The 25,550-nt window shown below is 62.4% G+C and carries 20 protein-coding genes and 2 pseudogenes; 4 read left to right on the top strand and 18 right to left on the bottom strand.

Annotated features, from left to right (window positions below):
- Positions 1 to 26: 26 nt before the first annotated feature.
- From D3F03_RS17360 to D3F03_RS02550, 8 genes and pseudogenes are all read right to left on the bottom strand, one after another.
- Positions 27 to 275 (bottom strand): annotated as a pseudogene (locus tag D3F03_RS17360) (DUF2274 domain-containing protein); the annotation flags it as partial.
- The gene (locus tag D3F03_RS02580) at positions 272 to 1,591 is read right to left on the bottom strand and encodes a TraB/TrbI/VirB10 family type IV secretion system protein (RefSeq protein WP_119107787.1); all 1,320 of its coding nucleotides are present in this window, start codon (positions 1,589 to 1,591) and stop codon (positions 272 to 274) included. The pseudogene D3F03_RS17360 and the gene D3F03_RS02580, both read right to left, overlap by 4 nt.
- A 2-nt stretch (positions 1,592 to 1,593) precedes the next feature.
- Complete coding sequence (gene trbG / locus D3F03_RS02575) at positions 1,594 to 2,607, bottom strand: P-type conjugative transfer protein TrbG (protein ID WP_119107786.1); 1,014 nt, start codon at positions 2,605 to 2,607, stop codon at positions 1,594 to 1,596.
- Entirely contained in the window at positions 2,604 to 3,308 is a 705-nt protein-coding gene (gene trbF, locus D3F03_RS02570) for a conjugal transfer protein TrbF (protein WP_119107785.1), read from the bottom strand. Before trbF ends, trbG begins: the two co-directional genes overlap by 4 nt.
- Positions 3,309 to 3,320: 12 nt before the next feature.
- Complete coding sequence (gene trbL, locus D3F03_RS02565; protein ID WP_119107784.1) at positions 3,321 to 4,691, bottom strand: P-type conjugative transfer protein TrbL; 1,371 nt, start codon at positions 4,689 to 4,691, stop codon at positions 3,321 to 3,323.
- Between the two features lie 18 nt (positions 4,692 to 4,709).
- Positions 4,710 to 5,492, bottom strand: coding sequence for a P-type conjugative transfer protein TrbJ (gene trbJ, locus D3F03_RS02560; RefSeq protein WP_119107783.1), 783 nt, complete (start codon positions 5,490 to 5,492; stop codon positions 4,710 to 4,712).
- Positions 5,489 to 7,495: pseudogene (gene trbE / locus D3F03_RS02555) on the bottom strand (conjugal transfer protein TrbE); the annotation flags it as partial. The pseudogene trbE and the gene trbJ, both read right to left, overlap by 4 nt.
- A gap of 20 nt (positions 7,496 to 7,515) precedes the next feature.
- Positions 7,516 to 8,666 (bottom strand): IS3 family transposase gene (locus D3F03_RS02550; protein ID WP_119107782.1). Its coding sequence is split into 2 segments (ribosomal slippage): positions 7,516 to 8,420 and positions 8,420 to 8,666, totalling 1,152 coding nucleotides; the frame shifts between segments, so codons are not numbered across the junction.
- A 198-nt stretch (positions 8,667 to 8,864) separates the two neighbouring features.
- Here D3F03_RS02550 and D3F03_RS02545 point away from each other — a divergent pair.
- Positions 8,865 to 9,446 carry an exodeoxyribonuclease VII large subunit gene (locus tag D3F03_RS02545; RefSeq protein ID WP_342769295.1) on the top strand — a complete coding sequence of 194 codons (582 nt, stop codon included), beginning with the start codon at positions 8,865 to 8,867 and terminating at the stop codon, positions 9,444 to 9,446.
- Positions 9,443 to 9,673, top strand: coding sequence for an exodeoxyribonuclease VII small subunit (gene xseB / locus D3F03_RS02540; RefSeq protein ID WP_119107780.1), 231 nt, complete (start codon positions 9,443 to 9,445; stop codon positions 9,671 to 9,673). Before D3F03_RS02545 ends, xseB begins: the two co-directional genes overlap by 4 nt.
- 70 nt (positions 9,674 to 9,743) lie before the next feature.
- On the opposite strand, the gene D3F03_RS02535 is transcribed toward xseB, so the two are convergent.
- The 10 genes from D3F03_RS02535 to D3F03_RS02490 all read right to left on the bottom strand — a co-directional run bounded on the left by D3F03_RS02535 (position 9,744) and on the right by D3F03_RS02490 (position 23,188).
- A complete protein-coding gene (locus tag D3F03_RS02535; RefSeq protein WP_245960474.1) occupies positions 9,744 to 10,592 on the bottom strand; it encodes a hypothetical protein in 849 nt (282 codons plus the stop codon).
- On the bottom strand, positions 10,562 to 11,749 hold the full coding sequence (locus D3F03_RS02530) for a toll/interleukin-1 receptor domain-containing protein (protein WP_119107779.1): 1,188 nt from the start codon (positions 11,747 to 11,749) through the stop codon (positions 10,562 to 10,564). Before D3F03_RS02530 ends, D3F03_RS02535 begins: the two co-directional genes overlap by 31 nt.
- A 9-nt stretch (positions 11,750 to 11,758) precedes the next feature.
- On the bottom strand, positions 11,759 to 12,442 hold the full coding sequence (locus tag D3F03_RS02525; RefSeq protein WP_119107778.1) for a uracil-DNA glycosylase: 684 nt from the start codon (positions 12,440 to 12,442) through the stop codon (positions 11,759 to 11,761).
- Complete coding sequence (locus tag D3F03_RS17200) at positions 12,439 to 13,656, bottom strand: nucleoside triphosphate pyrophosphohydrolase family protein (RefSeq protein WP_158606126.1); 1,218 nt, start codon at positions 13,654 to 13,656, stop codon at positions 12,439 to 12,441. Before D3F03_RS17200 ends, D3F03_RS02525 begins: the two co-directional genes overlap by 4 nt.
- Before the next feature lie 21 nt (positions 13,657 to 13,677).
- A complete protein-coding gene (locus D3F03_RS02515) occupies positions 13,678 to 14,310 on the bottom strand; it encodes an Nmad2 family putative nucleotide modification protein (protein WP_119107777.1) in 633 nt (210 codons plus the stop codon).
- Positions 14,311 to 14,320: 10 nt separating this feature from the next.
- Positions 14,321 to 14,839 carry a TIR domain-containing protein gene (locus D3F03_RS02510; protein ID WP_342769294.1) on the bottom strand — a complete coding sequence of 173 codons (519 nt, stop codon included), beginning with the start codon at positions 14,837 to 14,839 and terminating at the stop codon, positions 14,321 to 14,323.
- A gap of 90 nt (positions 14,840 to 14,929) precedes the next feature.
- The gene (locus tag D3F03_RS02505; protein WP_245960473.1) at positions 14,930 to 16,216 is read right to left on the bottom strand and encodes a TIGR02679 family protein; all 1,287 of its coding nucleotides are present in this window, start codon (positions 16,214 to 16,216) and stop codon (positions 14,930 to 14,932) included.
- Positions 16,217 to 16,221: 5 nt separating this feature from the next.
- Positions 16,222 to 20,391, bottom strand: a complete 4,170-nt coding sequence (locus D3F03_RS02500) for a TIGR02680 family protein (RefSeq protein WP_119107776.1) — start codon at positions 20,389 to 20,391, stop codon at positions 16,222 to 16,224.
- On the bottom strand, positions 20,388 to 21,659 hold the full coding sequence (locus D3F03_RS02495; RefSeq protein WP_245960472.1) for a TIGR02678 family protein: 1,272 nt from the start codon (positions 21,657 to 21,659) through the stop codon (positions 20,388 to 20,390). The genes D3F03_RS02500 and D3F03_RS02495 overlap by 4 nt, the downstream gene beginning before the upstream one ends.
- Positions 21,656 to 23,188: a TIGR02677 family protein gene (locus D3F03_RS02490; RefSeq protein ID WP_119107775.1), complete on the bottom strand. Its 1,533-nt coding sequence runs from the start codon at positions 23,186 to 23,188 to the stop codon at positions 21,656 to 21,658. The genes D3F03_RS02495 and D3F03_RS02490 overlap by 4 nt, the downstream gene beginning before the upstream one ends.
- Positions 23,189 to 23,546: 358 nt before the next feature.
- Here D3F03_RS02490 and D3F03_RS02485 point away from each other — a divergent pair, with 358 nt between their 5' ends.
- Both D3F03_RS02485 and D3F03_RS02480 read left to right on the top strand, forming a co-directional pair.
- Positions 23,547 to 24,284: a type IV toxin-antitoxin system AbiEi family antitoxin gene (locus D3F03_RS02485; protein ID WP_119107774.1), complete on the top strand. Its 738-nt coding sequence runs from the start codon at positions 23,547 to 23,549 to the stop codon at positions 24,282 to 24,284.
- Positions 24,281 to 25,237, top strand: a complete 957-nt coding sequence (locus D3F03_RS02480; RefSeq protein ID WP_119107773.1) for a nucleotidyl transferase AbiEii/AbiGii toxin family protein — start codon at positions 24,281 to 24,283, stop codon at positions 25,235 to 25,237. The genes D3F03_RS02485 and D3F03_RS02480 overlap by 4 nt, the downstream gene beginning before the upstream one ends.
- Positions 25,238 to 25,550 lie beyond the last annotated feature (313 nt).

The following is a 25,550-nucleotide window of genomic DNA, read 5'->3' as shown; positions in this document are numbered from 1 at the left end:
TGAGTAGAGGTCGCCGTTGGTACTGGCGGGGCTGGTGGAGCCGTATGGCGACGGTATTCAGCCAAGCCCTTCTTGAAGCCCCGATCCCGCGCCATGAAGGCCTCCAGCATGTGCGGGATCAGCGCCAGGGCATCGGTAGCCTCGCCGTAGGTCTGCGCGTGCAGCGCGGCGTAGCGATCCAGCTCCGCCTTCAAGTTGGCAGAGCATGAGAAGGTCAGCTTGACGCTTTCGGTCTTGGGCAGTGGCCCCAAGCGAAGTTGACGGTTTGTGCTCATCGCTGCCCCCCTCGGACGAAAAACAGCGGCTGGTAGGGCCGCAGGACCAGGTCGCGGTTGACGATGACGCGCATGGGCAGGCCCGGCCACGCGGTCAGCGTCGGCTGGATGTTCAGGTTGCGGCGGGTCACCTCCTGACCGATCTGGTTCACGCTGTCTTGCAGGCTGTCGCGGCCGGCGATCACGATGCGGTTGCCGTCTTGCCGATTTTCGGGCGCGGCCAGTTCGGCCCCGATTCCCAGCAGCGACGTCAATGCTGCACCGGCAAAGACGCGATCCCAGTGCCAGTCCACGCCATCTTCGAGTCCGGCCCGGCCAGCAGGGTCCGAGCCCACCAGGTTGTCCAGCGTCAGCGAGGACGTGTCGGGCAGGATGACCCGGTTCCACACCACTTGCACACGGCTCTGGCCGAAGCTCACCTGGCTGTTGTAGCGGCCGAGGATGCGCGAGCCCTGGGGAATCAACAGGTGTTTGCCGCTGGCGGTGTCGTACACCGGTTCGGTGACCGTGGCGATCACGTCGCCGGGCAGGTCCGACTGAATGCCGGTGATCAAGGCCCCGGCGATCACCGTGCCCGCCATCACCTGGTAGGGCGATGCTGGCAGTTGCAGAGAGCCGGAATTGCGTGTTTCCGTGGATGCGGCTTTCTGGAAGGCCTCTTTCTGGTGTTGTCCGTTTTGTGCCGTCGTGGCGTCGGCACCGCCAGCCTGCGCTGGCGTGGACGTCAGCCCAGCCGCCATCGGGTCGAAGCTGGCCATATTGCTTTGTGTCCTGCTGGTGGCGCCAGGCGCTGCAGCGGCTGATGAAGCAGCGGTAGCGCGCTGCCCACCACTGCGAAAGAACACCGACGCTGCCGCTGCCTGCTCGGCTTCCTTGCGCCGGGCATCGCGCTCTGCCGCGGCGGGATCGTGTCCCGGCGGCGAATAGCTCGGTACCACCGGCTGTTGCGATTTGACGATGGCCGGCCCCAGATCGCCGGGTAAGGGCGGCCCGAGTTCGGGCACGGCCGCAGGTAGCAGTGGCGGCAGCTTTGAGTAGTCGGTAGGCAACTTTCCCAGGCCTTCGGAACGCGACACCCGATCTACGTTGAACAGTTCGGCGGAGTCGTTCACCTCGCGGCGCGCCTTGGGCTGCAGCGACCACACCGTCGCCCCCAGCACCCCCAAGGCCAGTAGGCCCGCCATGAACGCGAGGCTGCGGCGATTCAGGCGGGTCACAGGTTGTGGCTGCGCCCGCAGAGCAACCGACTCGGGTGACACCTTGGCCGCTGCGGGACGGCTGCTGGCGCCCGATGGGGTGGAGTCGTTCGTGGCCATGCTCAGTCCCTCCGAGTGGTGGGCGGCACACCATCCGTGCGCTCGATGCGGACCGCGTCACCCTTGTCTGCGCCCAGCCGCAACTCGGCCGCGCCGAACAGGCGATCGACGATGTAGTAGGGCGAGCGGAAGCGGTAGTTCACCAACTGCCCGTCGCCCTGTGCACCGATGACGAACAGCGGTGGCAACTCGCCCTGCGCGATGCCGGTCGGGAACTGGATGTAGACCTTCTCGCCATCGTCAAAGGCTCGCAGCGGCTTCCAGGGCGGTGTGCTGCCGCTGATCGCGTAGCGGAAGCGGATCCGCTCCAGGGTCAGCCCGGCGTCCACCGGCGCTGCCGTCTGAGCGGCCTGGGCTTGCCGCTGTAGCGCCAACATGTGGTCCTTGGGGTAGTCCCAGGAGACCGACGCCATCCAGGCCCTTTCGGTGGAAGTCAGCTCGATCAGGTAGGTGCGGCGGTTGGTGGTGACGACCAGGTTGGTCTTCAGACCCGTGCGCACTGGCTTGACCAGCACGTTCACGCGCAGCGCGTCGCCCGAGCCGCTGGACGTGTCACCCACGACCCAGCGAACCGTATCGCCCGCAGCCACGGTCACCAGTTCTTCCCCGGCCTGCAGCGAGATCACTGTCACGCGGCCGGGCGCGGCATAGACCTGGTACAGCGCTCCGTCGGTGTAGGGCCAGACCTGGATGGCGTTGACGTAGCCTTCGCGCGTGGGCGCCACCCGGGCTTCTGCGTTGGCGCGCGACACGCGAAGTCGCTCGTCGGTGGGCTCGGGTGTTGGCGGCTTGTCCTGCGCCTCCGGCAGCGGCTTCATCTGGGCGGGCATCGGCAGCACCCTCGGCACGGCGACCACTTCCACCGGCTGAGGTGGCTCGGGCAGCGGCTGGGCCATCACCGGCTCGTCCAGCGGGATCACGGGCGGCGGCACGCCCTGCGATGCACACCCTGCCAGGGCGGTCGCAAGGGCAAGGGAGACCACAACGTGATGCGTATTGGTATTCAGGGTTTTCATGGCTTGGTTCCTTCGTTCGCATCCAGCTCGCGGCTCCAGGACAAGCCGTTGACGTAGATGCCCAGGGGGTTCTTGCGCAGGCGCTGCTCGGTGCGCGGCGTCTGAAGCACGGTGGAGACCACGGCCGTCCACCGCTCGGTACCGGCCGGCGCGCCATTGACGTAGCGCTGTTCGGTCCAGCGCACGTTGAACGAGGCGTCGCTGGCGCGGACCACGCTGGTGATCTGCACCGTCACTGACTCCTTGCCCACCCGCACGAACGGATCGTTGGTGCGGGCGTACTCGTTGAGCACGGCTGCCCCACGGTCGGTCGTGTAGTCGTAGGCGTCCAACCAGTTCTGACGCACGACGATCGGGTCGATAGACAGCGAACGCACCAGCGTTACGAAGCGGGCGAGGTGGTGCGCGATCTGCGCATCACCGGGGCGGTAGGGCGAGGTGGCTTCTCCGACGGTTCGCACCTGACCGGCCTGGTCCACCTCCACCACGTAGGGCGTGACGATGGACTGCGCAGAGCGCCAGACCAGGCCACCTGCCATCAGCAGGGCCAGCGACAGGCAACCGAAGGCCATGAGGCGCCAGTTGCGGGCCTGCATGCGGGCCGAGCCGATGCGCTCGTCCCAGGCCTGTGCGGCCGATTGGTAGGGGGTGGCAGGCTGCGGCGTGTCGGCGTAGCGCACCTGCGGTCGTTTGAATCGCATGCTGGGTTCTCCTCAGGAATCCGAATCTCGAAGGCTGGGACCGCTGCCCGAGCCACCGCCGTCACCACCGCGCAGGGTGTGTGCGGCTGTCGTGGCGGCATGGCCGATCTGTTGGCGCCGGCGCATGCGCTGCGCCCAGGCCGGCTCGTTGGCGGGTGCCGTGGTGGTTGCACTGGACGTGGCCGAATCGGCGCCCGATACCGCAGCAGGCGCAGCGGCCTCGGCCACGAAGCCCGATACCTTGTCTTTCACGGCCTTCGCACCCTCGGTCAGCTTTTGGCCCATGGCGCTGGCACCCGTGCGAGCCACGTTGGCCACGCCCGCACCAGCGGCGCGCAGCGGTCCGCCCGAGGACGCGGCAGCGCCTGCCTCGTAGGCCGACCTCGCACCTGCCGCAAGGCCGCTGGCCGATCGGGCCGCCGATGCGCCACCGCCAATCGCAGCGCGTCCCGCGCCCGGCGCCATGCGTGTACCGGCGGCCACGGCCGCACCAGCACCGGCCACGGCAGCGCCTCCTGCAACCGCAAGGCCGGTGGCACCCAGCGCCGTTCCAGCCGCCGCACCCGCACCCAGTTGCGGCGCGCCGGACACCAGACCGGTCGCGATGCCAGGCCCGAATATGCCCAGTCCGAGCAGGGACAGCGAGGCCAGCATCACCACCAGCGCGTGGTCGATGGAGGGCTCGGCCGGAGCGGTCTGGAACTGCGAGAACAGACCCGTGCCGATGCCCACGATCACCGCGAGCACCAGCACCTTGATGCCCGAGGACACCACGTTGCCCAGCACCTTCTCGGCCAGGAAGGTGGTCTTGTTCCACAAGGCAAAGGGCACCAGCACGAACCCGGCCAACGTGGTGAGCTTGAACTCGAGCAGCGTCACGAAAAGCTGCACGGCCAGCACGAAGAAGCTCACGATCACCGCGAGCCAGGCCAGGAACAGCACCACGATGGGCGCGATGTTGATGAACACCTCGGGGAAGCCCGAGAGGTCGCTGATCTGCTGCAGGATGGGCGCCGCCGCATCGATGCCGGCCTTGGCCAGATGACCGGGCTGCAGGAAGGTGGCCAGGCTCATGCCCGATCCGCTGGCCTGCAGGCCCAGCCCGGCGAACGAGCGGAACACGATGCCCGACAGGCTGTTGAAGTTGCCGATGATGTAGGCAAAAGCACCGACATAGAGCACCTTGCGCAGCAGCCGGGCCAGCACATCCTCGCCCTGGCCGGTGGCGTGGCCCATGGCCCAGAACAGGCCGGCCATGGTCATGTCGATGGCCACCAGCGTGGCGGTGAGGAAGGCGACCTCGCCGCTCAGCAACCCGAAGCCCGAGTCGATGTAGGTGGAGAAGGTGTTCAGGAAGCGGTCGATGACGGCGACGTCGTCCATGGCAGGGCCTCCGGTGCTTCAGTGGCTGTAGAAGCTCACGCCCTGCGGCGTGTAGCCCGTGCCGCTGCCAATGAAGCGGCGCGTCACCTCACGGCCGCGCTCGATGGCCGCGGCCTGTCTCGCCAGCTCCAGCGAGGCGGCGCGGTCCTGCGTCAGCATCAGCTGCTGCGACTGGATGGACTGCTTGGCCTGCAGGGCCAGCAGCTGGTTGGTCGCCTGCATGGCCTGCAGCGCGCCGGTGGCCGACTGGCTCTGGCTCACCAGATCGGCCAGCACACCTTCGTCCAGACTCAGGTTCTGCGACACCTGGGCCTGCATCTGCATGGCGGTCTGCAGGCCGCTCAGCGTGTTCTTCCAGCGCTGGTGGGCGTCCTGGAACATCTGGTTGCCGCTCACGGTGGCGGCGTACTGCTCAGGGTAGAGGCGGGCGAACTCGGTGTTGAGATGCGACACCTGGTAGGCCAGACCCTGAGCTTGTGCGATCAGTTGCCGGGTTGTGTCCAGCGTCGAACGCAGGCGGTTGACCACGTTGAACGGCAGGCTAGCCAGGTTGCGCGCCTGGTTGATCAGCATCTGCGCCTCGTTCTGCAACTGGCGGATTTGGTTGTTGATCTGCTCCAGCGTGCGCGCGGCCGTCATGGTGTTCTGCACCAGGTTGACCGGGTCCAGCACGATGTCACCCACGCCGAACAGTGCGTGCGCGGGTTGTGTGGCGCCCAGAGTCAGCGCGGCAGCGGTGGCCAGCGCGACGAGGCGGGGTTTGAAAGAGTGGAAAGAGCGAAGCGGTGCACGAAGGCTCATGGCGTTTCTCCTGAAGGTCGGGCATGCCCGGGGTGGTGATCGGTGTGGTGGTGAAAGAGATCGGCGGCCCAGTTCAGTCCATGGCGGCGCAGCCAGGCCGGGGCGAAGCCCTCGGGTGGACAGGTGGCCAGTACCTCGTCGATCAGCCGCTGGTCCTGCGGCGAGGAGGCGCCGGCAAAGGCCAGGGCCACGGCACGCAGGTCCAGATCGAACAGGCGGTTGCCCAGCCGGGACTGGTAGTAGTAGTCGCGCTTGGGCACGGCGGTGGCCACGATCTCGATCTGCCGGCGGTTCAGGCCGAAGGCCTCGTAGATTGAACGCACCTGCGGCTCGGTGGCCTGCGGGTTGGGCAGAAAGATGCGGCTCGCGCAGCTCTCCACGATGGCCGGCGCGATGCTCGAACCCTGGATGTCGGCCAGGCTCTGCGTGGCGAACAGCACCGACACGTTCTTCTTGCGCAGCGTCTTGAGCCACTGGCGGATGCGCGCCGCGAACACCGGGTCGTCCAGGAACAGCCAGGATTCGTCCAGCATCAGCAGGGTGGGTGCACCGTCGAAGCGGGCCTCGAACCGTGCGAACAGGTAGCCGAGCACGGCCATCACCGCCGCGCGGCTGCCCATCAGCTCTTCCATCTCGAAGCACTGCACGTCGGCCGCGCCCAGTCGGTCGTGGTCGGCGTCCAGCAGCTTGCCGTGGGCGCCGCCCAGCACGTAGGGAGCGAGCGCCTGGCGCAGCGCGTTGGACTGCAGCAGCACCGACAGGCCGGTGAGCGTGCGCTGCTCTAGCGGCGCGCCGGCCAGGCTGCCCAGTGCGGACCAGATCGCTGCCTTCTCGTCCGGTCCCACCGACACGCCTTCGTGCACCAGCCGGCCTTCGACCCATTCGGCGGCCCAGCTGCGGTAGCCCTCCTGGTCGATGCCGGCCAGCGGCTGGAAGGCGATGTCGCCGTCGTGGCCCAGGTCGTAGTGCTCTCCGCCCAGGCCCAGCACGGTGGCGCGCATCGATCGGCCCATGTCGAACGCGAAGATGCGCGAGCCGGGGTAGCGCCGGAACTGCAGGGCCAGCAAGGCCAGCAGCACCGACTTGCCCATGCCCGTTGGGCCCACCACCAGCGTGTGGCCGACATCGCCCACGTGGGTCACCAGCCGGAAGGGTGTTGAACCTTCGGTGCGGGTCACGACCAGCGGCGGGCCGTCCAGGTGCCGGTTGCGCTCCGGCCCGGCCCACACGGCCGAGACCGGCATCAGGTGGGCCAGGTTCAGCGTTGAGATAATTGGCTGGCGCACGTTGGCGTAGGCATTGCCCGGGATCGACGACAGCCAGGCTTCCACGGCGTTCAGCGTCTCGGGGATGGTGACGAAGCCGCGGCCCTGGATCACCCGCTCGGCCATGCGCAGCTTTTCATCGGCGGCGGTCGCGTCGCCATCGAGCACGGTGAGCGTGGCGGTCACGTAGCCGAAGGCCACCTGGTCGCTGCCCAGTTCCTGCAGGGCCGCATCGGCGTCGGCGGCCTTGTTGCCCGCGTCGGTGTCCACCAGCGGCGACTCTTGCTGGAACAACGTCTCGCGCAGCAGGGCGATCACGTTCTTGCGCTTGGCGAACCACTGGCGGCGCAGGCGGCCCAGCTCCTTCTCTGCCTCGGCCTTGTCCATGCACAGAAAGCGCGTGGACCAGCGGTAGGCAAAGCCGAGCCGATTCAGGTCGTCCAGCACACCGGGCCAGGTGGATGTGGGAAACCCGCGCACCGTGGTCACGCGCAGGTGCGCATTCCCCAGCATCGGCGCCAGACCGCCGAGCAGCGGGGCATCGGCCAGCAGCGCATCGAGGTGGAAGGGGACCTCGGGCACGGCCACCGGGTAGGCGCGCGGCGACACGGTGGCGTGCAGGTAGCTCAGCGTGTCGGTGTCCTGCAACCAGGCGATCTCGGGCATCACGCCGTCGAGGAGGTCGAACACCCGGTCGGTCTCGGCAATGAACGCCCCCAGCCGCTCGCGCCAGTCCACACTGAATCGCCCCGGCTTTCCTAGACACTTTTGAGCCGTTGGGAATGTCGCTGTTCGAACTCTACCGGTGATAGCCCGGCAGCCGACGAATGACGGCGCTGTGAGTTGTAGAACATTTCGATGTAGTTGAAGACGTCCGATCGCGCATCGTCACGGGTTGTATAGATCCGCCGGCGGATGCGTTCGCGCTTGAGCAACTGGAAGAAGCTCTCGGCCACGGCGTTGTCGTGGCAGTTGCCGCGCCGGCTCATGCTGCTGACAAGGTTGTGTTCACGCAGGAAGGTCTGCCACTCGTGGCCAGTGAATTGACATCCCTGATCGGAGTGAACCAGGACAGGCGCCTGCGGCTGGCGGCGCCACAGCGCCATCAGCAGCGCATCAAGGACCAGGCCGGTGTCGATACGGCTGCCCATGGACCAGCCCACCACTTGACGAGAGAACAGGTCGACCACGACCGCCAGGTAGAGCCAGCCTTCGTGGGTTCGGATGTAGGTGATGTCGGTGACCCACGACTGGTTGGGCTCGGCCACCGTGAATTGGCGCTGCAGGTGGTTGGGCGCGACGACTGCGGGCTTGCCACCTCGCATCCCAGGCCTGCGGCCGTAGCCCGTCTGCGAGCGCAGGCCTTCGCCCTTGAGCAAGCGCGCCACCCGGTGCTTGCCGCAGCGCTCACCCAGGTCGCGCATGTCCAGCGTCAGCTTGCGGTAGCCGTAGACCCCGCCGCTCTCCAGCCACGCCTGTTTGAGCAAGCTCAGCAGCCGCTGGTCTTCCTTGGCACGCAGGCTCTGCGGCGCCGCCTTCCATGCGTAATAGCCGCTGGGGTGGACCTGCATCACCTTGCACATGCGCCGCACGCTGTATTCCTGCTCGTGCTGCTTGATGAACGCGTACCTCACCCGGACTGCCTGGCAAAGTACGCGGCGGCCTTTTTTAGGATGTCGCGCTCCTCGGTCACGCGCCTGAGCTCAGCCTTCAGGCGCCGCAGTTCCTCAGTCTGGGACGCCTGCGCCTGCCGCTCAGGCGCAGGCACCGCGTAAACCTTGATCCACTTGTACAGGCTGTGCTGGCTCACGCCGATCCGGGCAGAAACATCGGCCACCCGGTGGCCTCGCTCGGTGATCTGCTTGACCGCTTCGATCTTGAATTCTTCGGGATATGGTTGCTTTGTCATGGCACCTCCTATTGGGCCTCAGGTTTGAGGCTCAGAGGTGTCTAGAAAACCCGAGTCGATTCAAACGCCTGTTTTGACACCCCCTCCAAAGTCATCGCCGGGATCGAGCACACCATCGTCAAACGCACGCGCGAAGCCAAGGCGATGTTCGAATTCGTGACCCAGAGGGCAACACATGCCCTGGAGCACTCGCGTCGCATGACCACGCAGCTCTATACCGCAGTGGAAACGGGCGCCAGACAGGAATTGGCCCATGCGAAACAGCAAACCTCTGCGTGGTTGTCTGAACTCAAGCTCGATGCGGCTTATCAACTGCGTGTTGCAGCCGAAACCTCGCAACGCCAGTTGACCGACGTCCAACACCTGGCGCAACAGCAACTGCACCAGGCACAGCGGGATGTCCCGGCCTTGATGAACGAAATCCGGGCCGAGGCCAGCCAGTCGCTTCGCACTGCGCAGGTACTGAGCACAGCGGAATGGCGCTATGTCTCCGAGAGGGTGTCCACCGATCTGCGCCAACGACAAGAAGCCGTGACGAGAACCTTCGACGACATAGGTGCCCGCGCGCGAAGGACTTTGTCCGATGCAAGCACCAACGCTCAGGCGCTCATGCGAGAGATCGCAGGGCAGGGACCCGAGAAGACGCTCCACAGAGGCTTTGCACTCGTCAGGGACGCCACAGGCCGGGTGATCACCAGCGCCACTGCACTAGACACCCACATCACCATCGATTTCAGAGACGGCCAGCGTGCCGCTGAGTTGAAAGGCAGAGCCCAATGACCCAGAAAACGTTCAAAGAAGCTTACGGCACGCTGCAGCAACACGCTCAGGCCTTGCGTGACCAGCAGGAACCGAACATCGATGATCTGTTGAGTATCGTGACGGAATCCGTCGCCGCCTACAAGGTGTGCCAGTCCCGCATTGATGCGGTGGAGAAAGCTCTGGAGAAGGCACTCAGCTCGGCTCGCCGGGACGATTCGGACAGGGACACCGCTGAAGGTCCTTGATCTTGTGCACCAGCTTCCAAGTTCGCGTGATATTTTTTTTGGGGTGCTTGAAAAGCACGAAAACCGATACTTACCGATCAGGATCGCTGAAGCGCCGAAGCAGTCCTCTAAGAATGAGCGCGACGGCTTCGTCGACGTGAACTGTTCGTGCCAACGTTAGATTCTCAGCTTCATCCAAGCCATTGTTGAGGGCGTTAACGGTCAATCCTTTAAATTTGGCGCGGTCGCCCCAGGGAGTCGCCTGTACTTGAAGCGGAGCGACCAAGCCCAGTTCTTCGGCGATGCCGCGGGCACACCCTCCAAATCCCCCAAGCACATACAGTGGCTGCCCTGAATCTATGGAGCAAAGAGCTTCTTCAGCAATACCGGGCATACGGCCCTTGAACTCAGAGACTTTCCCGCCAAGGATGATTCGCGCGTCACACGTTTTGGTCATCACGTGGCGCATGGCGGTAAGGCCTGTGGACCATTCTTCGGGTGTAGGAAGCGAGGTGGATACCTCCAGCTTCTCGGCCGCGATATTGCGGCCTTGAATGTCTAGGTAGTGCAGCTCAGCCAGACCTGCAACGGCTTGGGAATGGGTTTGGATTTTTTCGGGTTGCATGCTGCGGTGAACCGGCCACGCCAAGTAGTTCACGATGGCGGGTCGGCTGTCACCCACGTCCGCATCGCGTCGGTATCTCGCAACCAATTCGAAGAGCAGTTCGGTGAAGCCGTGCTCCCGGAGGTCTCCGCCGTACACCAAGCGCGCACCCATCGCCAGCAAGTGTCGCGCCACCTCAGTCATGGCATCACGTAGATGCTCTTCGGCAAGTCCTAGGGCTTCCATGTCCTGGCTGCCAGAGATAGAGATTCCGATGGCAGTATGGCTTAGGGGCTCGCTGTAGCTCACTGCGTCGCCTTCGCTGATGCCAACCATTCGGTCAGGCTGCGCAACTGATAGCGCGGTGCGATCTGTTCAAAGAGACGTTGCTCTTCAGTACCCAACGGCGGGTCCGGGTAGACGACGAGAATGCGGTCTCCCGCCTGATTGCTCAGCCCAGCCAACGAGACAAGTTCGGGTGAGCGAGGGAAAAATACGGCATCAAGCGTTCCAGCGTTTTGCATCAACTGAACCCGGCACTTCCATAGGAAGTCCTTGAGCACTTCATCAAGCAGGCGCGCGATGACGTGATCAATTCGGTCAACCTTGACTGGATCCATCCGAACGACAGGAACGTTGCCCATATACGGGAAGCCACGCTCGTCGGTGTCCGAAATGCAGTCCGCGACGACCAAGGGGACGTTCCATCGCTTCGCTTCGATAATTTCCCGTCGGCACCACTCCCGAGAAGAAAAGCTGTCGGTGTGTACCGCAACAACCGCGCTGACCTTGACCTGTTGCAAGAGGACGCTGTCAAAGCGCAGACCTGTAGGAATGTCGTGAACGTCGAAGAACGTACCTAGACCATCGCCAGCAAAAATGCGCTGTCGAATTTCTTTGGCGATGCGTTCCCCGTCAGCGTCGTGCTTGGAGTGGCTGAGGAAGATCTGCACCTTTCTAAGATACTGTTCCAGTGCAGTTTCTTCCTCGTGTGGCCGGACAAGGTGCTCAAGGTAGGCGCGCAACATCCGGCAAAACTGATATGTCAGATCGGATGTCAGGCGGCGCAGCCGCGCTTCATGGTCCAGCGTTGACCATCGGTCCCAACGTACAGCCTGCTCGGCAAATCCAATGTGGGTTGCCCCAGCGGTGATGGCAATCGGAAAAACGCGAGCACTTAGTCCGATGGCATCTGTCTGAGTGAACAAGTCTTTTGCCCAAGACACATACTTTTCATCACTGGCAAAGTGTTCGTCGATCAGCATGACCACGGCACAGGTTTCGCTTTCTGAGCAATCGACTACTGCTGGCGCTGACGTTGCAGGGTCCGGAGCATGCCTGTAGATCACACTCAGTCCTGCACCACCCGCAACATTGCTATATAGCTCACGCCGATAGTGATCGTAAAGTTTTTTGGCGATCGCATGTCCTTCTTCGAACGCTGGATGCCACGCAACGTAAAGGACGAGAAACGGACGAGTGGGCAATGACACTGGAGCCTTCTACTGCGCGGCAAACAGACACGCTTGTTTCTGTTGAGGATTGATCAGGTCTGCCCGAAGCCCATACAACTCTGCTATGCCTCGGCGAAAGTCAACCACGCCACCATAGCTCGGATGCCGTACAGTCTCAACGCCCACTCCGAATCGCTTTGCGTAGTGGGCAGCGTCTTGACCAAGCGAGACGATCCTCGTGACGCCCAGCTCACGGATGAGCTGTGCGTTTAACCCCTCAACGGCCGCTAGTTCGCGCGACGCGAAGCGGCGATTGCTCAATTGGCTCCCGGGTTCGTGCGGGTGAAGTGGAAAGACGTTCCAGAGCAACGGCTGCTTCGGAATGCATCTCAAAGCACGCCAGATCTCTGCGGCCGTACGTTCCGCAACGGCGTCCCCGACCGTTGCACGTGAAAAGGTCGTGTTTGGAAAGATACGCTCCAGATCAACCAGGTGATACTCGTCGGTCAACGCCAAGCCTGTGCGCCTGCCTCCGCGGTATCCAAGATCCCGCCCCATCCAAATCGTGTCAACACCTTGGGCCAGGGCCGCACTCAAGTACGTTCGGAGATTCCTTCGTCTCACAGATGCCGCATTGCTCTTGTCGTACACATGGCACGTGTCCGTATACGGATTGAACACGTTGATCAGTTCGATGGATGCAAGTTCTCGAACGAAGGTGTTCGGGTTCATTCGGCACTTCTTGTTGCTGGCTGAAACGTCAAGGTGTGATCGGTCATGTTCACCACGACCATACCTCCACGGTGCTCGGTCTTTCGCAACTCGCGAAAGACGCGAAACCCGTCAAGTATCGCCTGTTCCCATTGCCACAATGGGCAGGAATCAACCTCGTAGCCACTCACCATACTGTGGACTTGTTTGAGAAGACCGTAGTCGAGCTTTCCGGGCTCCACGTCTTCGTAGAAGCGGCGCCTCTTGGCATGGTTGAATATCCACGTGGCGATCCCCTCTTCGATGATCATCGCGCGGGCGCCGTCCTCATTTTCGTCGACCGCAGCGTTGGATTTTCGCTTGAGCTTCAGCAGAGAACGGATCACAGGTGACCACCCTAGATGCGCCACGTAGGCAAGGTGGAACACGTCGTGAAAGCGATAGTCATCGGCCTCATTGCTGTTGTCTGTGAGACGGTCGCCAACATGAACTCCATTGAGTCGCTGCACCACGTACGTACTACCCACTCGCCCGCGTTCGATGAATTCAATGGGTAGGATCCGAGGAAGCCGTTCATGTTCAGGGAAGCTGTTATCGAACGCATCCCGGTAGGCTCTAGATGACCCTGGCCAGCGTCCGCGGATTTTCACCAGATTGTCTCGGGCGACGTCCTCCAGCTTCAGCAAGAATGACGCGCAGACAAGGCCGAGAACGGCCAACAATTGGCCGAACTGATCGGCGCGAGTAGCGTCCCCTAGGCTCAACTGTTCGCGGGTACCGTGGCCGACCACCTCACCGCTCATTCGTGCGAGTTCACTTAGCAGTTCGACTCGGCGCGGAGCCAAGTCGCTGCCATGAACGTCAATGATGCCGTCGATCTGTCTAAAGCTGACAGCACCATGGCCATCATGGTCACACTCATTAAATCGCTTACGGAGCGAAGCGAGGCAATGCTGACCGAGTTGCTGAGGATCAACGTTTTGGGCTGCCGACATTGCGACGAGGTACCAAAGCGCATCGCCGATTTCTTCTCCTGCTACCTCGGTCTCCGATTCCAGGAGTTGATCGCGATTGACTTTCTTAAGTGCAGCGAGCAATCCCCCAACCTCGCCGAAAAAACCGAACGTAAGCTTGCTGGTTCCACCCGGAACCTTGGCAAAGCGGTCCGTCTCGCTTGCGGCGCTGGCGTACTGCGAGAGGGTAAGTGGAGGTTGCTTTGGAACGGCGTTTGGCATTTGGACTCCATGAATACCCTGTCAGGTTTGCGGGCGGGCCCAGGTTGAGCGCTGACGCTGCCACATGAAAGGAGGCGCAATAAACCCCTGTGCATCCAGCGATTCGAACCAGGAGACAAAGGCCCGGATGAATTCATCTGGAAACTTCGACCGATACCCTCGATTCAGTCGAATGCTGTGTCCATTGAAGTTAAGAAATTCTTGCGGGACATCAATGGCCGCGCTGCCCCAGTAAGCGAAGCGACGGCCGACCAACACGCCGTGCGACCTTGTGTCGTTAGCAATGTTCCTTGGGTTGGCGCCGCCCCCATCAAGGCTGTGATGAGAGTCCGCCTGATGCCAGACACCTGTCGGGCTCTGGTGATAAATGTTGTCCCCAAACAGTTGCTTCACACTTCCACGGCGAGATGGCTTCTTAAGCTGGAATCGAGCGTCGTTCCAGTAAGCATCGTAAGTGAGAACTTCATCTACCTTCATGATGTAAACGAAGCCTAGCGTGGCCCGATCAGCTGCCGAGGTCAACCCGGCTACCCAATCCCCCACGTCCGCACGTTGGCGGATCTCTGGCTTGCAAGTGGCGAGGGTGCAGACGCCACCGAATGGGTTGGGCGCAAAACCATAGTCACGCGCCACCACATAGGAATACAAGTGCATAGCCGATGGATTAGCAGGAATACCGAGGGACTGAGCGCGGACTTGCGGGCGAGCCATCCGACTGTTCGCGATTGTTGATGCGTCCTTCGATCGCGTCTTTCACGCGTTCACCCTGCCAGCCCACAATGGCGTCTGCGTACTGGTCAAGCGCAGGCGGCATGTCGCATTGGGCCTCTCCGTGGTCCCAGACACCCACAATTCGCTTACCCATGCGCTCGGCACATTCGATCTCCCAAGACACCCAATCACTGTCCTTTGTGTCTGGGGAAATCAGAACCACCAGCACTGAAGCCCATTCGATCCGGGGCTTTAGGATTTCGGATTTTATGTAGTCCGGGCTCTTGGCGTTGTTGGGCTTGTCGCTGTGAATGGATCCGTCCCGGACCTCCATGCCTGCTTTGTTCAGCAAGTCCTTCAACGGGGTGAGACGGTGATCATCTTCATGGATGTGGCTGATGAATACGTTGCGGCTATTGGCCATGTGGTGCTCCCTGTTTGCCTTGAAAAGGCGTTGCATCTTGAAACTCATCGTATCAAAGAGCAGCGCTTCTTAGGGTGGTCGGACGCTGAGGCAAGCGAGACAGGGTGCACACGAATGCACTTCAGGTTCAATTTGACTTCAAAGGGGATGCCGCAGATCACCAACCAATTGCGAGACTACAGCCTCTTCAGCTATGGCTACTCCCTTCAATCGCATCGACTCGACCAAAGCAAAGTCCCAAGATGCGGCAATGCGCACAACCTCTAGGTCCCGCTCCTTGGGCGCGAGGGACTTGACTGCCTGGAGATAGTCCTCGGCTCCAAATCGCCATGAACGTGCATCGCAGAGCTTCATGACGTTGTTGGCGATGTGAATACCAGCCCAATCAAAGTCACCGTGATACAGCAGCTTGGCTCCAGCGTCTGACAGCTTTTTCAACAGCACACGCTGCGCGGCTGCAGGCATGCCGTCGGTGCATACGAGCGGAGCACATGCGGCACCAAGTTGATCCGCTGCAATCGAGACGATGTTGGGGTTCTCGCAGACATAGATGATCTGATCCGCAACGTCCCAGTCAGGCGGTGTTCTCACGAGGCGGCGCAGGGAAAGGTATCCTGGTTCACCTGGTGCGGCCAGCGTGTTTGATGGAGTGCGGACTGGCAGATTCAGAAACAGGGCAGGGCGGGCCAACTCGTTGACGAGCACGCCCGATCGAGCCCAGATATCTCGCACCCGTTCGTTGGGTCGACGAGCGCCATCTGCTTCCTCTGTGGCTTCCTCAGAAGGGGGTTGTTCCTGCTCATCGGTACTGGCGCCATGTTGCAATACGGCCAACACAACCGAAGCTACGGCTTGTCCAGTGTCGAGGGCATGGGCATTGCCGAGCACTTCGGCGGCCAGTTGGGCGCGTGTCAGACCCTGGGCTGGCAGGCGAAGCAAGACCACGTGCGCTTGCTGAAGCAGTAGGTGAGCCGTTTGGGTCTCCTGTTTGGACACCCGCTTGAGCAGGCCGACGGCTGATGCACCCTGCAACCACGCCTGCAGAGAGGGGTGAAGCCCTTGACCGTCGGTGACGCTGGACCAGCGTGACTGCAGCTCGGCCTTGGCCTCTGCTCGGTTCACGATGGGGCCATCCAGCATTTCCAGGGCTTCATGAAGCGAGTTGGCCATGCCCGCATGCTGCAGGGCAGCGTCGAACCGGGCAATGTCGATTCGGACAGATTGGGTGGATCGAGGAGGTAGACCGATGAGCAGAGCCAACGCCTCGTATTCAACGGCGCTCAGCTTGGTCAGGTGGAAGCCCGATTTTTCTGGAGTGCGTCCATGGCGCTCGAAATGCTGCCTCATCCGCTGTCGCAATTCAGCAAGCTCGCCGCCCCCGAGCCTTCGGATCAGCCTTGGATCAATACCGGGATCGTTCGCCATGTGGATCACTGAGTGGGAAAGCGGCGGTCCGGGTCGTCTTCCCGCCGCTTGGCTCGACCATCCCAGGCCCAACGAGAGACGAAGACCGCGTCCACGCCTTCGCGGCGTTGGAGCTGGCAGATCGATACGCCAGGAAGCTCTGCGTAGCAGGCCCACTCGCGCTCACTGGTGATCACGAAATCCAGATCGAACTCGCGTATCAGTCCCATGCAATGTGCTCGGGCCGCGTCGTCGATGCCTGCAAACGCCTCATCGAGCAGCATCAGGCGAGGTGCGTGTGGGCTGCCTCCTCGTCCGTAGAAGCTGGAAATGGCCGCAAACAAGGGAACAGTCAGACCGAGTGCGCGTTCCCCGCTGGAGGCTGGACCAGAGAGCTTGCGCCACTGACCATCCTGATGCCTTTGTACGCTGAACCGATGCCAGCGGCGATAGTCCAAAGCTTTTGCCAACTGCTCAACCAGGCTTGAACCTGTGGTGCCGGCGTCTGCTTGCGCGCGCTCCGCCGCGATTTGCTGCTGAAGCATGGCACCCACCACGCTGCGGTCTTCAGCCGACCACATGTCGGCACTTCGGTTGAGCAAGCGTTCGCGGGCGACTTCAAGACCGGTGGGGGCGCCCTGTTCCGGTGTCAGAGGGAGCCACTGCAATCGGTAGCGCACCCCCGTGGACGTGGGGCGTTTGCGGAGCTCTTCGTTGATGGCATCCACCTGCTTGTCGGCGGCGCGCATCAGGCGCTGAATCTCGGCAGCGATTTCCGCCTGCAAGTGGTTCTCCAGAACCTCCCGTTCTTTGGCTGTGAGCAATTCGCTGCGTTGCGCAATCTCGTCGGCCAGCCGATTGGACAGTGCGTCGGGTCGCTCAGGCCTGTTCAGGTAGATAACATGAACAGAGAATCCCCAGTCATTGGGTTCCGAGGTCGCCTGATGGCCCAGCGAACTGAGTGATCGCTGCAACTCGGTCAGGTCTTCAGCGATCTGTCGTTGAATCCGACCCCATGCCGCCTCATCGTCTGCAATGTGGGCGAGAGCGTGCTCCGCCCTACGAGCGAGGTTCAAAGCCGGGTCAATGGTCCAGGGGATGTTCCCGTCCGGAACCGGAAAGTCCGGAAGAGCGGATGCCAGCAAGCTGCTCTCGGTGAAGCGCTGCAAGCGCTCTATGGCGTGCGCGCGGGTGGCTGCTCGTTCAGCCAGTACGGCGTCAGCGGTGTCTGCTTGGCTTGCCGCCACCGCACGCTTCTCGCTGGCCGTTGTCAATGCAGACTGGGCGGCTTCCCACGCACCATTGGCAATCGATACCTCTGCGGATGCATCTTGCAGCTGTTGACGCAGCGTTTCAACCTTGGCGCCGATCATTCCTTTCAGGACTTCATATCGCGCCGCAGACTCAGCTGCGCGCTCGCTGGCTGCGAAGAACGACGCTTCCCGTTCGCTCATGGTCTCCACAGCCTCTTTCTCACGCTCCTGTTGCGTCTGGTACTCGGGCCAGGCACTGCACCATTCCCGTGTTGCCAGGGCCAGTTGCTGATGAGCGTTGGCGAATCGGTCCAATGCTTCGTTGATGAGCGACAAGTCCGCAAGCACCGCAGGCAATTGAAGGTCAGCAGCGTCGCGCTCCAAGGTCTCGCGGGCGGACTGAAGTTCCGCTTCAGCGGTTCGACATTGGGCATCCGCAGCGTCAAGACGCTGACGGGCCTGGAGCACTTCCCGCTCCGCACCGGCCGCAGCGAGAATCGCCGCGCGCAGCGAATGGTCGGAAGGCGCGCCCTTCCATTCACGCTCCGCCTCTTGTCCATCCTGTGCGAGGCGCAGGAATTTTTGTTGCAACTCTTCCAGCAGCGTGACGATCTCGTCCAGACGGTCGGCAATCTCGTTGAGGCGTCGTTGTCGTGCGTTCGCGCGGGCTGTGTGACCAATGTAGACAGCCTGTGTCTTCTGCCAGGCGCCGGCGAGAGCACCTAAGCGGTAACCGCCTCGCTCGCTGACCCACGACTCGCTCTCGCCGTGATCTTCCGACCCATACGCTACGGTGGCAAGCAAGGACGCGACCAGTTCAGCGGTCACTGCGCTGTCGTCAGGGACGTCGGGGTGCAGCGCGCTCGCAAGGTGGTGGCCAGGGATCGGCGGGCGACGTACCCATGAGCTGTCAAGCAACTGCACACCATTGGCGTCTACCAATGCACCGTCGGGCGACAGCCAGGCGTCCAGCAGGCCCGAGGCTTCAAGCGCGGCCTCCAATCCCGCTCGCTGCTTCGCGTCGAGATCCGGCTGAAAGTCCACCAGTCGCCACAACGGAGCCCCTGGACGTTCATCGCGTATCCCCGCGGCGCGCATGGCTGGAGGCGTGGGAACCGCATCGTGTCCGGCGAGCAGCCGATCCCTTTCAGTGCTGAGCGTTTCCTGTTCGGACTGGAGGGTGTTCTGTTGGGTAGTCAACGCCGAGTGCTGGGCGGCATGGCGTTGGGTCGATTTCCGATACGCCTCGGTCAATGCCTCTTGAATGGGGTTTGCACCTTCTGGACGTGTAACCCAATCGACAAGTTGTTCCAGTGGTGCAACTTGGTCAAGGTGAAGGTGGACCAGGTTGGAACAATGGGTGTGCCAAGCGTCGATCAGCTCGTTGCCAGCAGTTTCGGTGTCCAGGTCGGCCACGGCCCGTCGCTCAGCCGCTTCTTCCAGCTCTGCCTGGCGATCACGTTGCGAGGCCTGCAGATTGACCAGAGCCTGTTGCTTGACATTCACCGCCGTATGTCGCGACTCCAGGTGACGAATGTCCTCCCGGCGTTTGCTGGTGGCATTGCGCAGCAGAGTTGCCGCTTGCTGGATTTCTGCAGGAGCCAGCTGGGGCAGATCTTCCGGCACGAGGGTGATCAGCAGGTTGTCCGTGAGCGAGGACGCCGTACCCGCCGTTTCTGCTGCTTCGGCGCAATGAGCTCTTGCTGTCAGGAGCTCGCTCTTGGCCGCTGTTGAGCGCTGGTTTGATTGGCGGCTGCGCTCTTCCTCTCTGTCCAGGTTTTTCTTTGCCTGATTGCGGAGCGTTTCGGCGGCTTCGGCCTCGGCTTTCCGTTCCTTGGCATCGGTTTCTGCCTGACTCAGGCGGTTGGCGTCTTGATTGGCCGGATCGCTTTGAAGCGTTTGCAGGCGGGTCCTGGCAGCGGCCAAAATCTGTTTGGTCTCCGCGTGATCGGTTTGGGCCAGGACTTCTGCGTCCTGGGCCTCCTTCAAATCCACATGGGCCTTGTTGCGTCCTTCGCTCGCCTTGTCGAACCCCGTCTGGGCCTGCCTGAGCTCTCGGGTTTGACGTCGCGTCACCGTGCCTGCATACGTGCGGTAGCGCTGTTCGAAGTGATTGATGGCACGTTCCAGTGAGCGGATGTCCTCCAACTGGATACGGTCCTCCTCCAACTGGTTGAGAGCCTCAGCCACATCTCCGAGCAGCTCAATGGGCATGGGCGGTAGCGCCTCGGTCAATGCATGCGACAGCCCTGCTTCGTCCGGCTTCTTTGACAACTGGGGCTGGCGCAGCTGGATCAGGGTGTCCATCAACGCTTCATAGCGCTTGGTCCCAATCTTGAACAAGCGCTCATCGACTGCGCGGCGGTAGCTGTGTGCGTTCTCGAAAATCTTGCCTCGACCCTGTCCTTCAACCGCTTCGCGCAAGCGCTCCCGGGTAAGAACCATTTTCTGTTCATTGGTGAGCCAGATATCCTGGCCAATGCGGGGATCCGCGCCGTTGGCCCCGCCTTCAAGGATAAAAAACCAGCTGTCCACCTGTGTTTTCCCCACCGCAGCTGACAGGCCGGCGCCCAGGGTGAGGTAGTGTGAAACACCATCTGCTGTCCGGCGACCAAATTCGATCCAGGTATAGCCGATGCGTCGTTGATAGGAACTCATCAGCAGGTTCCAGGCCATCTTCTTCCCGTTGTCGCCATCGGGCTCAATGCGTGACGGCCGCAACTGGGCATCGAACAAGAATGGCAAGGTCAGCGAAAGCACCTTGGATTTGCCTGTTCCGTTGTTGCCTCGCAGGAGCAGATGGCCGTCCCTGAACCAGAATTCCTCGCTGTCGTAGTGAAAGAGTTCGACCAGACCCAGCCTCAGTGGCTGCCAGCGCTCCCGCTGAGGTTCGGGGAGGGCAGGGCGGTGTGACGGCGATGGAGTGAAGAGGGCGTCTGTCATTCGTCAAAAAGCGTATCTGGACGGCCGGGGCGTGATGTGGGCGGGCGCACCTGGGTTTCTCCGAGCGCAAATCTTGCGATGGCTGGACGGGGATGAATCCAACCTTCCTCGCGATGGACCAGTTGGAGCTTGTAGAGCCTGTCCAGCGCGATGTCGGCCAGTTCTCGTTCCGCGCCGGGCTCCCGTACCGACTTTCGCCAATAGCGGCCATACCGCTCGACGGCGCCACGCAAGAAAGCTGCAACCGCTTCGTCCGTGGTTCCTGCCGATCCGGAATCGAGACGCAGACGTTGGGCAAGATGTTCGGCCACCAGCAGCGTGGCATGCGCTTCGGTGCCTTCTGCTGGCATCGAGACATCGGTCAACTGACCGGACTCGTCGGTCAGTGCCAGCCCTTCGGCACGTTGCTCGGCGGTTAGGGCGGCAGCTTCGCAGAGGCGGCTCGCCATGGTGCCTCGCTGATTGATGAAATACGCTTGCACATCCGGATCGAGCGAGGCGGTGTAGATCACGGGATCGTCCAACAGGCGCCGAGCAAGGTGATGGCGCAAGGTGTCACGTCGCCCTTGTTCGCTCTCGACCTGGTGTTCGACAACCAGAGACCGCATGCGGTCCTCGAACCCAATGGGTGCATCCGCGGAGCGCCAGGTCGAGGGACCACGCACAGCGGCCAACATGCCTGCAAGCATTCGCCGTTGCACGTCGTAGAGCGCGTCGTGCTGGGTGCCATTGCCATCGTGAATGAAGCCTTCTTCCTCGCCTGCAACGCGTTGCAAGACGCCGTACTCCAGCAAGGTTCTGCAGACAGCGACCAGGTCACGCCGATCTGCGGCAGTGCGAAGCGTGAACTCAAAGCCTCGCGATTGCAGCGTGGCTTCTGATGCCCACTGCATCACGCGTTCACCAAGCAGTTGAAGCGTGATCTGAGGGTCGGCGCGCTCCAGCACGGCGCAAGCCAGACAGAGCAACACATAGCGGCGCTTGTCGTAGGAAGGTACACCCCTCGTGTCATCGCTGAGGTTGGCGGGTCGCTTGAACAGTCGCGCTCCCTCGCGGTCCACGTGCAGTGGCCAGCCGGTTTCCCTGGCGAACCAGTCTCTCAACCGTTCGGCCTGGCGGCGCACTGCAGAAAAGTCCTCGTGTCCTGCTGCCATCAAGGGGCGCATCAACAGTGCACGCAAGCCTCTGCTGAACTCGTCTTGCTGCTGCGCCTTCTGGAGATCCCCAATGCGCTGGTTGTCTTGTCGTGGCGCAACGCGAATGTTCACATCGACTCCTGGGTCAGGGAGATCGTGAGCAGGTGATCCCGGCCAGAGAACACCCCGCTGGATGTGGAGATGCGGGCACGACTGTCCGCCTCCAGGGGCTCCATCCGTATGTGGAGGAGTCCGTCACCGGTCTGGCGCTCCACAATTTGATCCGGGTGTGCCTGCTCGGCCAGTGCTTCACCGAGCAGGCTGAGGAACAAGCCAAATGCGTGCGTGTCCAGATCGCCCAGTTCAGACAGCTTGATCGGTTGACCGGTGGCCAGACGTTGCCGTGCCGCCTCCACTTGGCGCGATTCTTCCGAGAGCTGTTGTGCCATCAGCGCCCGTTCTTCGCTGCGGTCACGCACCCGGGCCAGCGGGCCGCGGGGCGTTGCTTCCCCGTACTCACGCAGACGCGGGCTGATCTGTAAAGGCGGCGCATCCAGCCAGGAGGTGCTCGCGGGAATGTTGTCTTCAGACTGTGGGTTCAGCGAAAAATGTCGGGCAGGCTGGAGCGCAAATGCAGCCCGCGCAAGGCGGTGCGCCTCGTTCTCGGTTTCGCAAGCCGCAAACCACTGGGCGAGCATCCGAAAGTCCGCCGAACGGTCGCTGCGCCCGCTGCGTCGTTCGTTCATGGCCGCGATGGCACCCAGCAACTGGGGGATCGCGGCCCGCGCCCGGGCGCGCAGCAGTTCCGCCTGAGGGGGCTCCGAACCCGTTGACAGGAACCAGCCTTGAAGTCCTTTCCATCGCTCTCGCCAGCCCTGCCAGCGACGCATTTTTTCGTCGATCTGGTCCTGGGTATCACCCGGCGCCGCGTCGGTGGCCTCTCGCTCGGCAATCTGCAGAAAGATGTGATCGATACGGGAGGAGAGGTATTGAATGAGTTGGGCAATGGTCTCCGAACGGCGGACCAGATCGCCCATGAACCGTTCGAGATAGTCGATCAGCCGCCGTTTGTAGGTGACGACGGCGTTCGCGTCCGCCTGCTGCAACTCAAGGCTGCGAGCCACACCGGCCATGAAGGCTTGAGCGTTTTCGGCCAGGTCCTCAAAAACGCGGACCAGATCACGCAACACCTCATGCATCTTGGCAACGTCAGGGCCATCGAGTGACGTGGTGTCGTCAACCAGTTGACGCAACGCCAGAAGGCGGCTGGTGATGTCTTCCAGGGCAACGGTCTGCAGTTCGGCGCGACGGTACAGGGTTTGGTAGAAGACCGCCAGACCGGCTTCTACTGCCTCGCCCCCGTGGGACAGGCGATAGAGAAAGCGGGCACGGTAGAAGTCGTTCAACGACGATACGCGCGCGGTGTCGGGTTGGGATTCAAGGTTACCCCACTCCGCCAGTTGGGCCAGGGCGCTGCTCACTTCTTCAAGGCGCGGGGGGGAACCGGACCAGTTGGCTTCAGCGAGGACCTCATCCGGCCGCAGCTGGAGGCGGTACTGCCGCTTGGCTGCGGCGAATACATCCATGATGCTGCGGTAGAGCACGGCTTTCTCCGCACTCAGGTGCCGAAACAGTTCTGCTGCTGTGTTGGTTGTCAGCACTGGATGTGCTCCTCCTTCGTTCCCCTTGCTCGGCAAATAGTAACCGGAGTAACGGGATGTCAGGCAGGAGCGGGCCGACCCCGTTCTGTCACGGTGTGCAGGGCAGGGCACGAAGAGATCGGTCTATTCTGGAGGCTGCGTTTCTCGCGGCTGGGTCGATGCGCAGTGCCGCTCAATCAAACGCCCCACCGCAACCAGCGAAGGATGCACAGCGTCGGGCGGATTGGTGCGGATTTCTTGCTTGGCTGTCGACGGGTGGCCTGGTTATTTTGAATAAGTTCTGTTGTCGTAGTCGGGCTACGATTCAAAATCACATTTCAAGTTGACTGAAGTTTGAATAAAGTGTTTGAATCGCAGTATGGCTACGACTGGAACGAGCAAGCTAAATGCGCTCTATACCCGCCTGCCGCCGGGGATGCCGCTGACCTCGGAGGACCTGGCGGCGTTGGGCATCTCTGTGGATTTGGCCGTGCACTATGTGCGCGCGGGCTGGCTCACGCGCTTGGCTCGCGGGGTTTTCTGCCGGCCCAACGACACCCTAGGGCTGCATCCGAGCCTGACCCTGCTGCAGCGTCGCTTCAAAGGCTTGCACGTAGGCGGCAAGTCGGCGCTGGACTGGTACGGCGTGCGCCAGTATGTGGCGCAGCAGCCGGTGCTGCAGCTCTATGGCTGGGCGGCCGGGCGCCTGCCCGAATGGTTCACCGAGCGCTTTCCGGCCGAGTACCACCGCAAGCGGCTCTTCGATGAGCAGCCTGGCGCCTTGCTGCACGCCGGGCCGTTCGAGAAGCGTAACGGAGCGCCGCAGGTGTCGGCGCCGGAGCGCGCACTGCTGGAGTTGCTGAGCGACGTAGGCGTCCGCCAGCCGTTGCAGGAGGCGCGCGAGCTCGTGGAAAGTACCTACAGCCTGCGTGTCGACCTGCTGCGCGAGTTGCTGCAGCGCTGCACGAGCGTCAAGACCGTACGGCTCTGCCTGCAACTCGGCCGCGAGGCATCGCTGCCCTGGGCAGCCAAGCTCGATCCCGCCACGTTACCGACGGGCAGCGACCGGCCGTGGGTGTCCCGATCGGCCGACGGCCTGCTGGTGCTAAAACGATGAATCAGACCTATCTTGATACCGCGCGCCTGCTGACGCAGGTGGCGCCGCTGGTATTCGTGGACGACACGTTCGCGCTGAAGGGTGGAACCGCGATCAACCTCTTCGTGCGCGACATGCCGCGCCTGTCGGTGGACCTTGATCTGGTCTTTCCCGACCACACGTTGCCACGTGACGAGGCGCTGGTTCGCATCAATGAGGCCATCCGGCAAGCGGCTGAGCGCTTGAAGAAACATGGCTTGCAGGTGCACGCACCGGCGGCAGCAGAGGGGGAGACCAAGCTGTTGGTGCGGCGTGGAACCGTACAGGTCAAGATCGAAGTGAATTTCGTGATGCGGGGCACCGTGCTGCCGGTGCGTCAAGCCTCGCTCACGCCGACCGCGCGTGATGTGCTGATGGCCGACCTGGAGATCCCGGTGGTCTCGCTGGAAGACGTTTACGGCGGCAAGCTGGTGGCGGCGCTGGATCGGCAGCATCCCCGCGACCTGTTCGACGTGATGCAGCTTTTTTCGCACGAAGGCATCACGCCCGGTATCCGGCGCGCCTTCGTCGTGTACCTGGTCAGCAGCAACCGTCCGTTGCACGAGGTGCTGTTCCCTCCGCTGCGGGACATCCAGTACGACTTCACGCACAACTTTCATGGCATGACGGCGGAGCCGGTGCCGTTGGAGGCATTGCTCGCCGCCCGTGAGCGCCTGGTGCGCGAGATCCAGTTAGGACTGGACGAGGAGGAACGGCTTTTTCTGCTATCGATGGTCGCCGGTACACCGGAGTGGGCGCGGCTGGGCATTGATCACCTCGAACATCTGCCGGGCGTGCGATGGAAGCTGCAGAACCTGGCTCAGTTGCGGAAGACCAATGCGAAGAAGTTTGCCGAGCAGGCCGATCTGTTGGCTGCTCGGTTTGCCACCGTCGAGCCAAACGATGATGCTCCACCGGCCTTAAGAGCGGAGTGAGCATGGATGCGCTGCCCGTAATGGCTCCGTAGAACCGCTTTTGGCGTGGGCGGGCGCCTCCACGCGTGGGGTGCCTGGTGTACTCGTTGGGGGCGCAGCGTTGTGGAGCGAAGCAGAGCGAATGAGTTGCAGCTGCGACCGGCGATGGCTCCATGGTTGGCTCCATGGCGCAACGCCAGCGCAACGCCGTACCACAGCCTGCGGCGTGCTGCAACCGCTTGAGGCCTCATGATCGACCACATGTGAGTGCGTCTCAGGGCGTCGCCAGAGCGCCTTGAAGCCTATCCCCGCCCACCATGGAGCGGGGATTTTT

The organism is Simplicispira hankyongi (assembly GCF_003570885.1).
GTDB lineage: Bacteria > Pseudomonadota > Gammaproteobacteria > Burkholderiales > Burkholderiaceae_C > Simplicispira > Simplicispira hankyongi.
The sequence above is the reverse complement of the archived record's forward strand: the minus strand, read 5'-3'. Positions and strand labels throughout refer to the sequence as shown.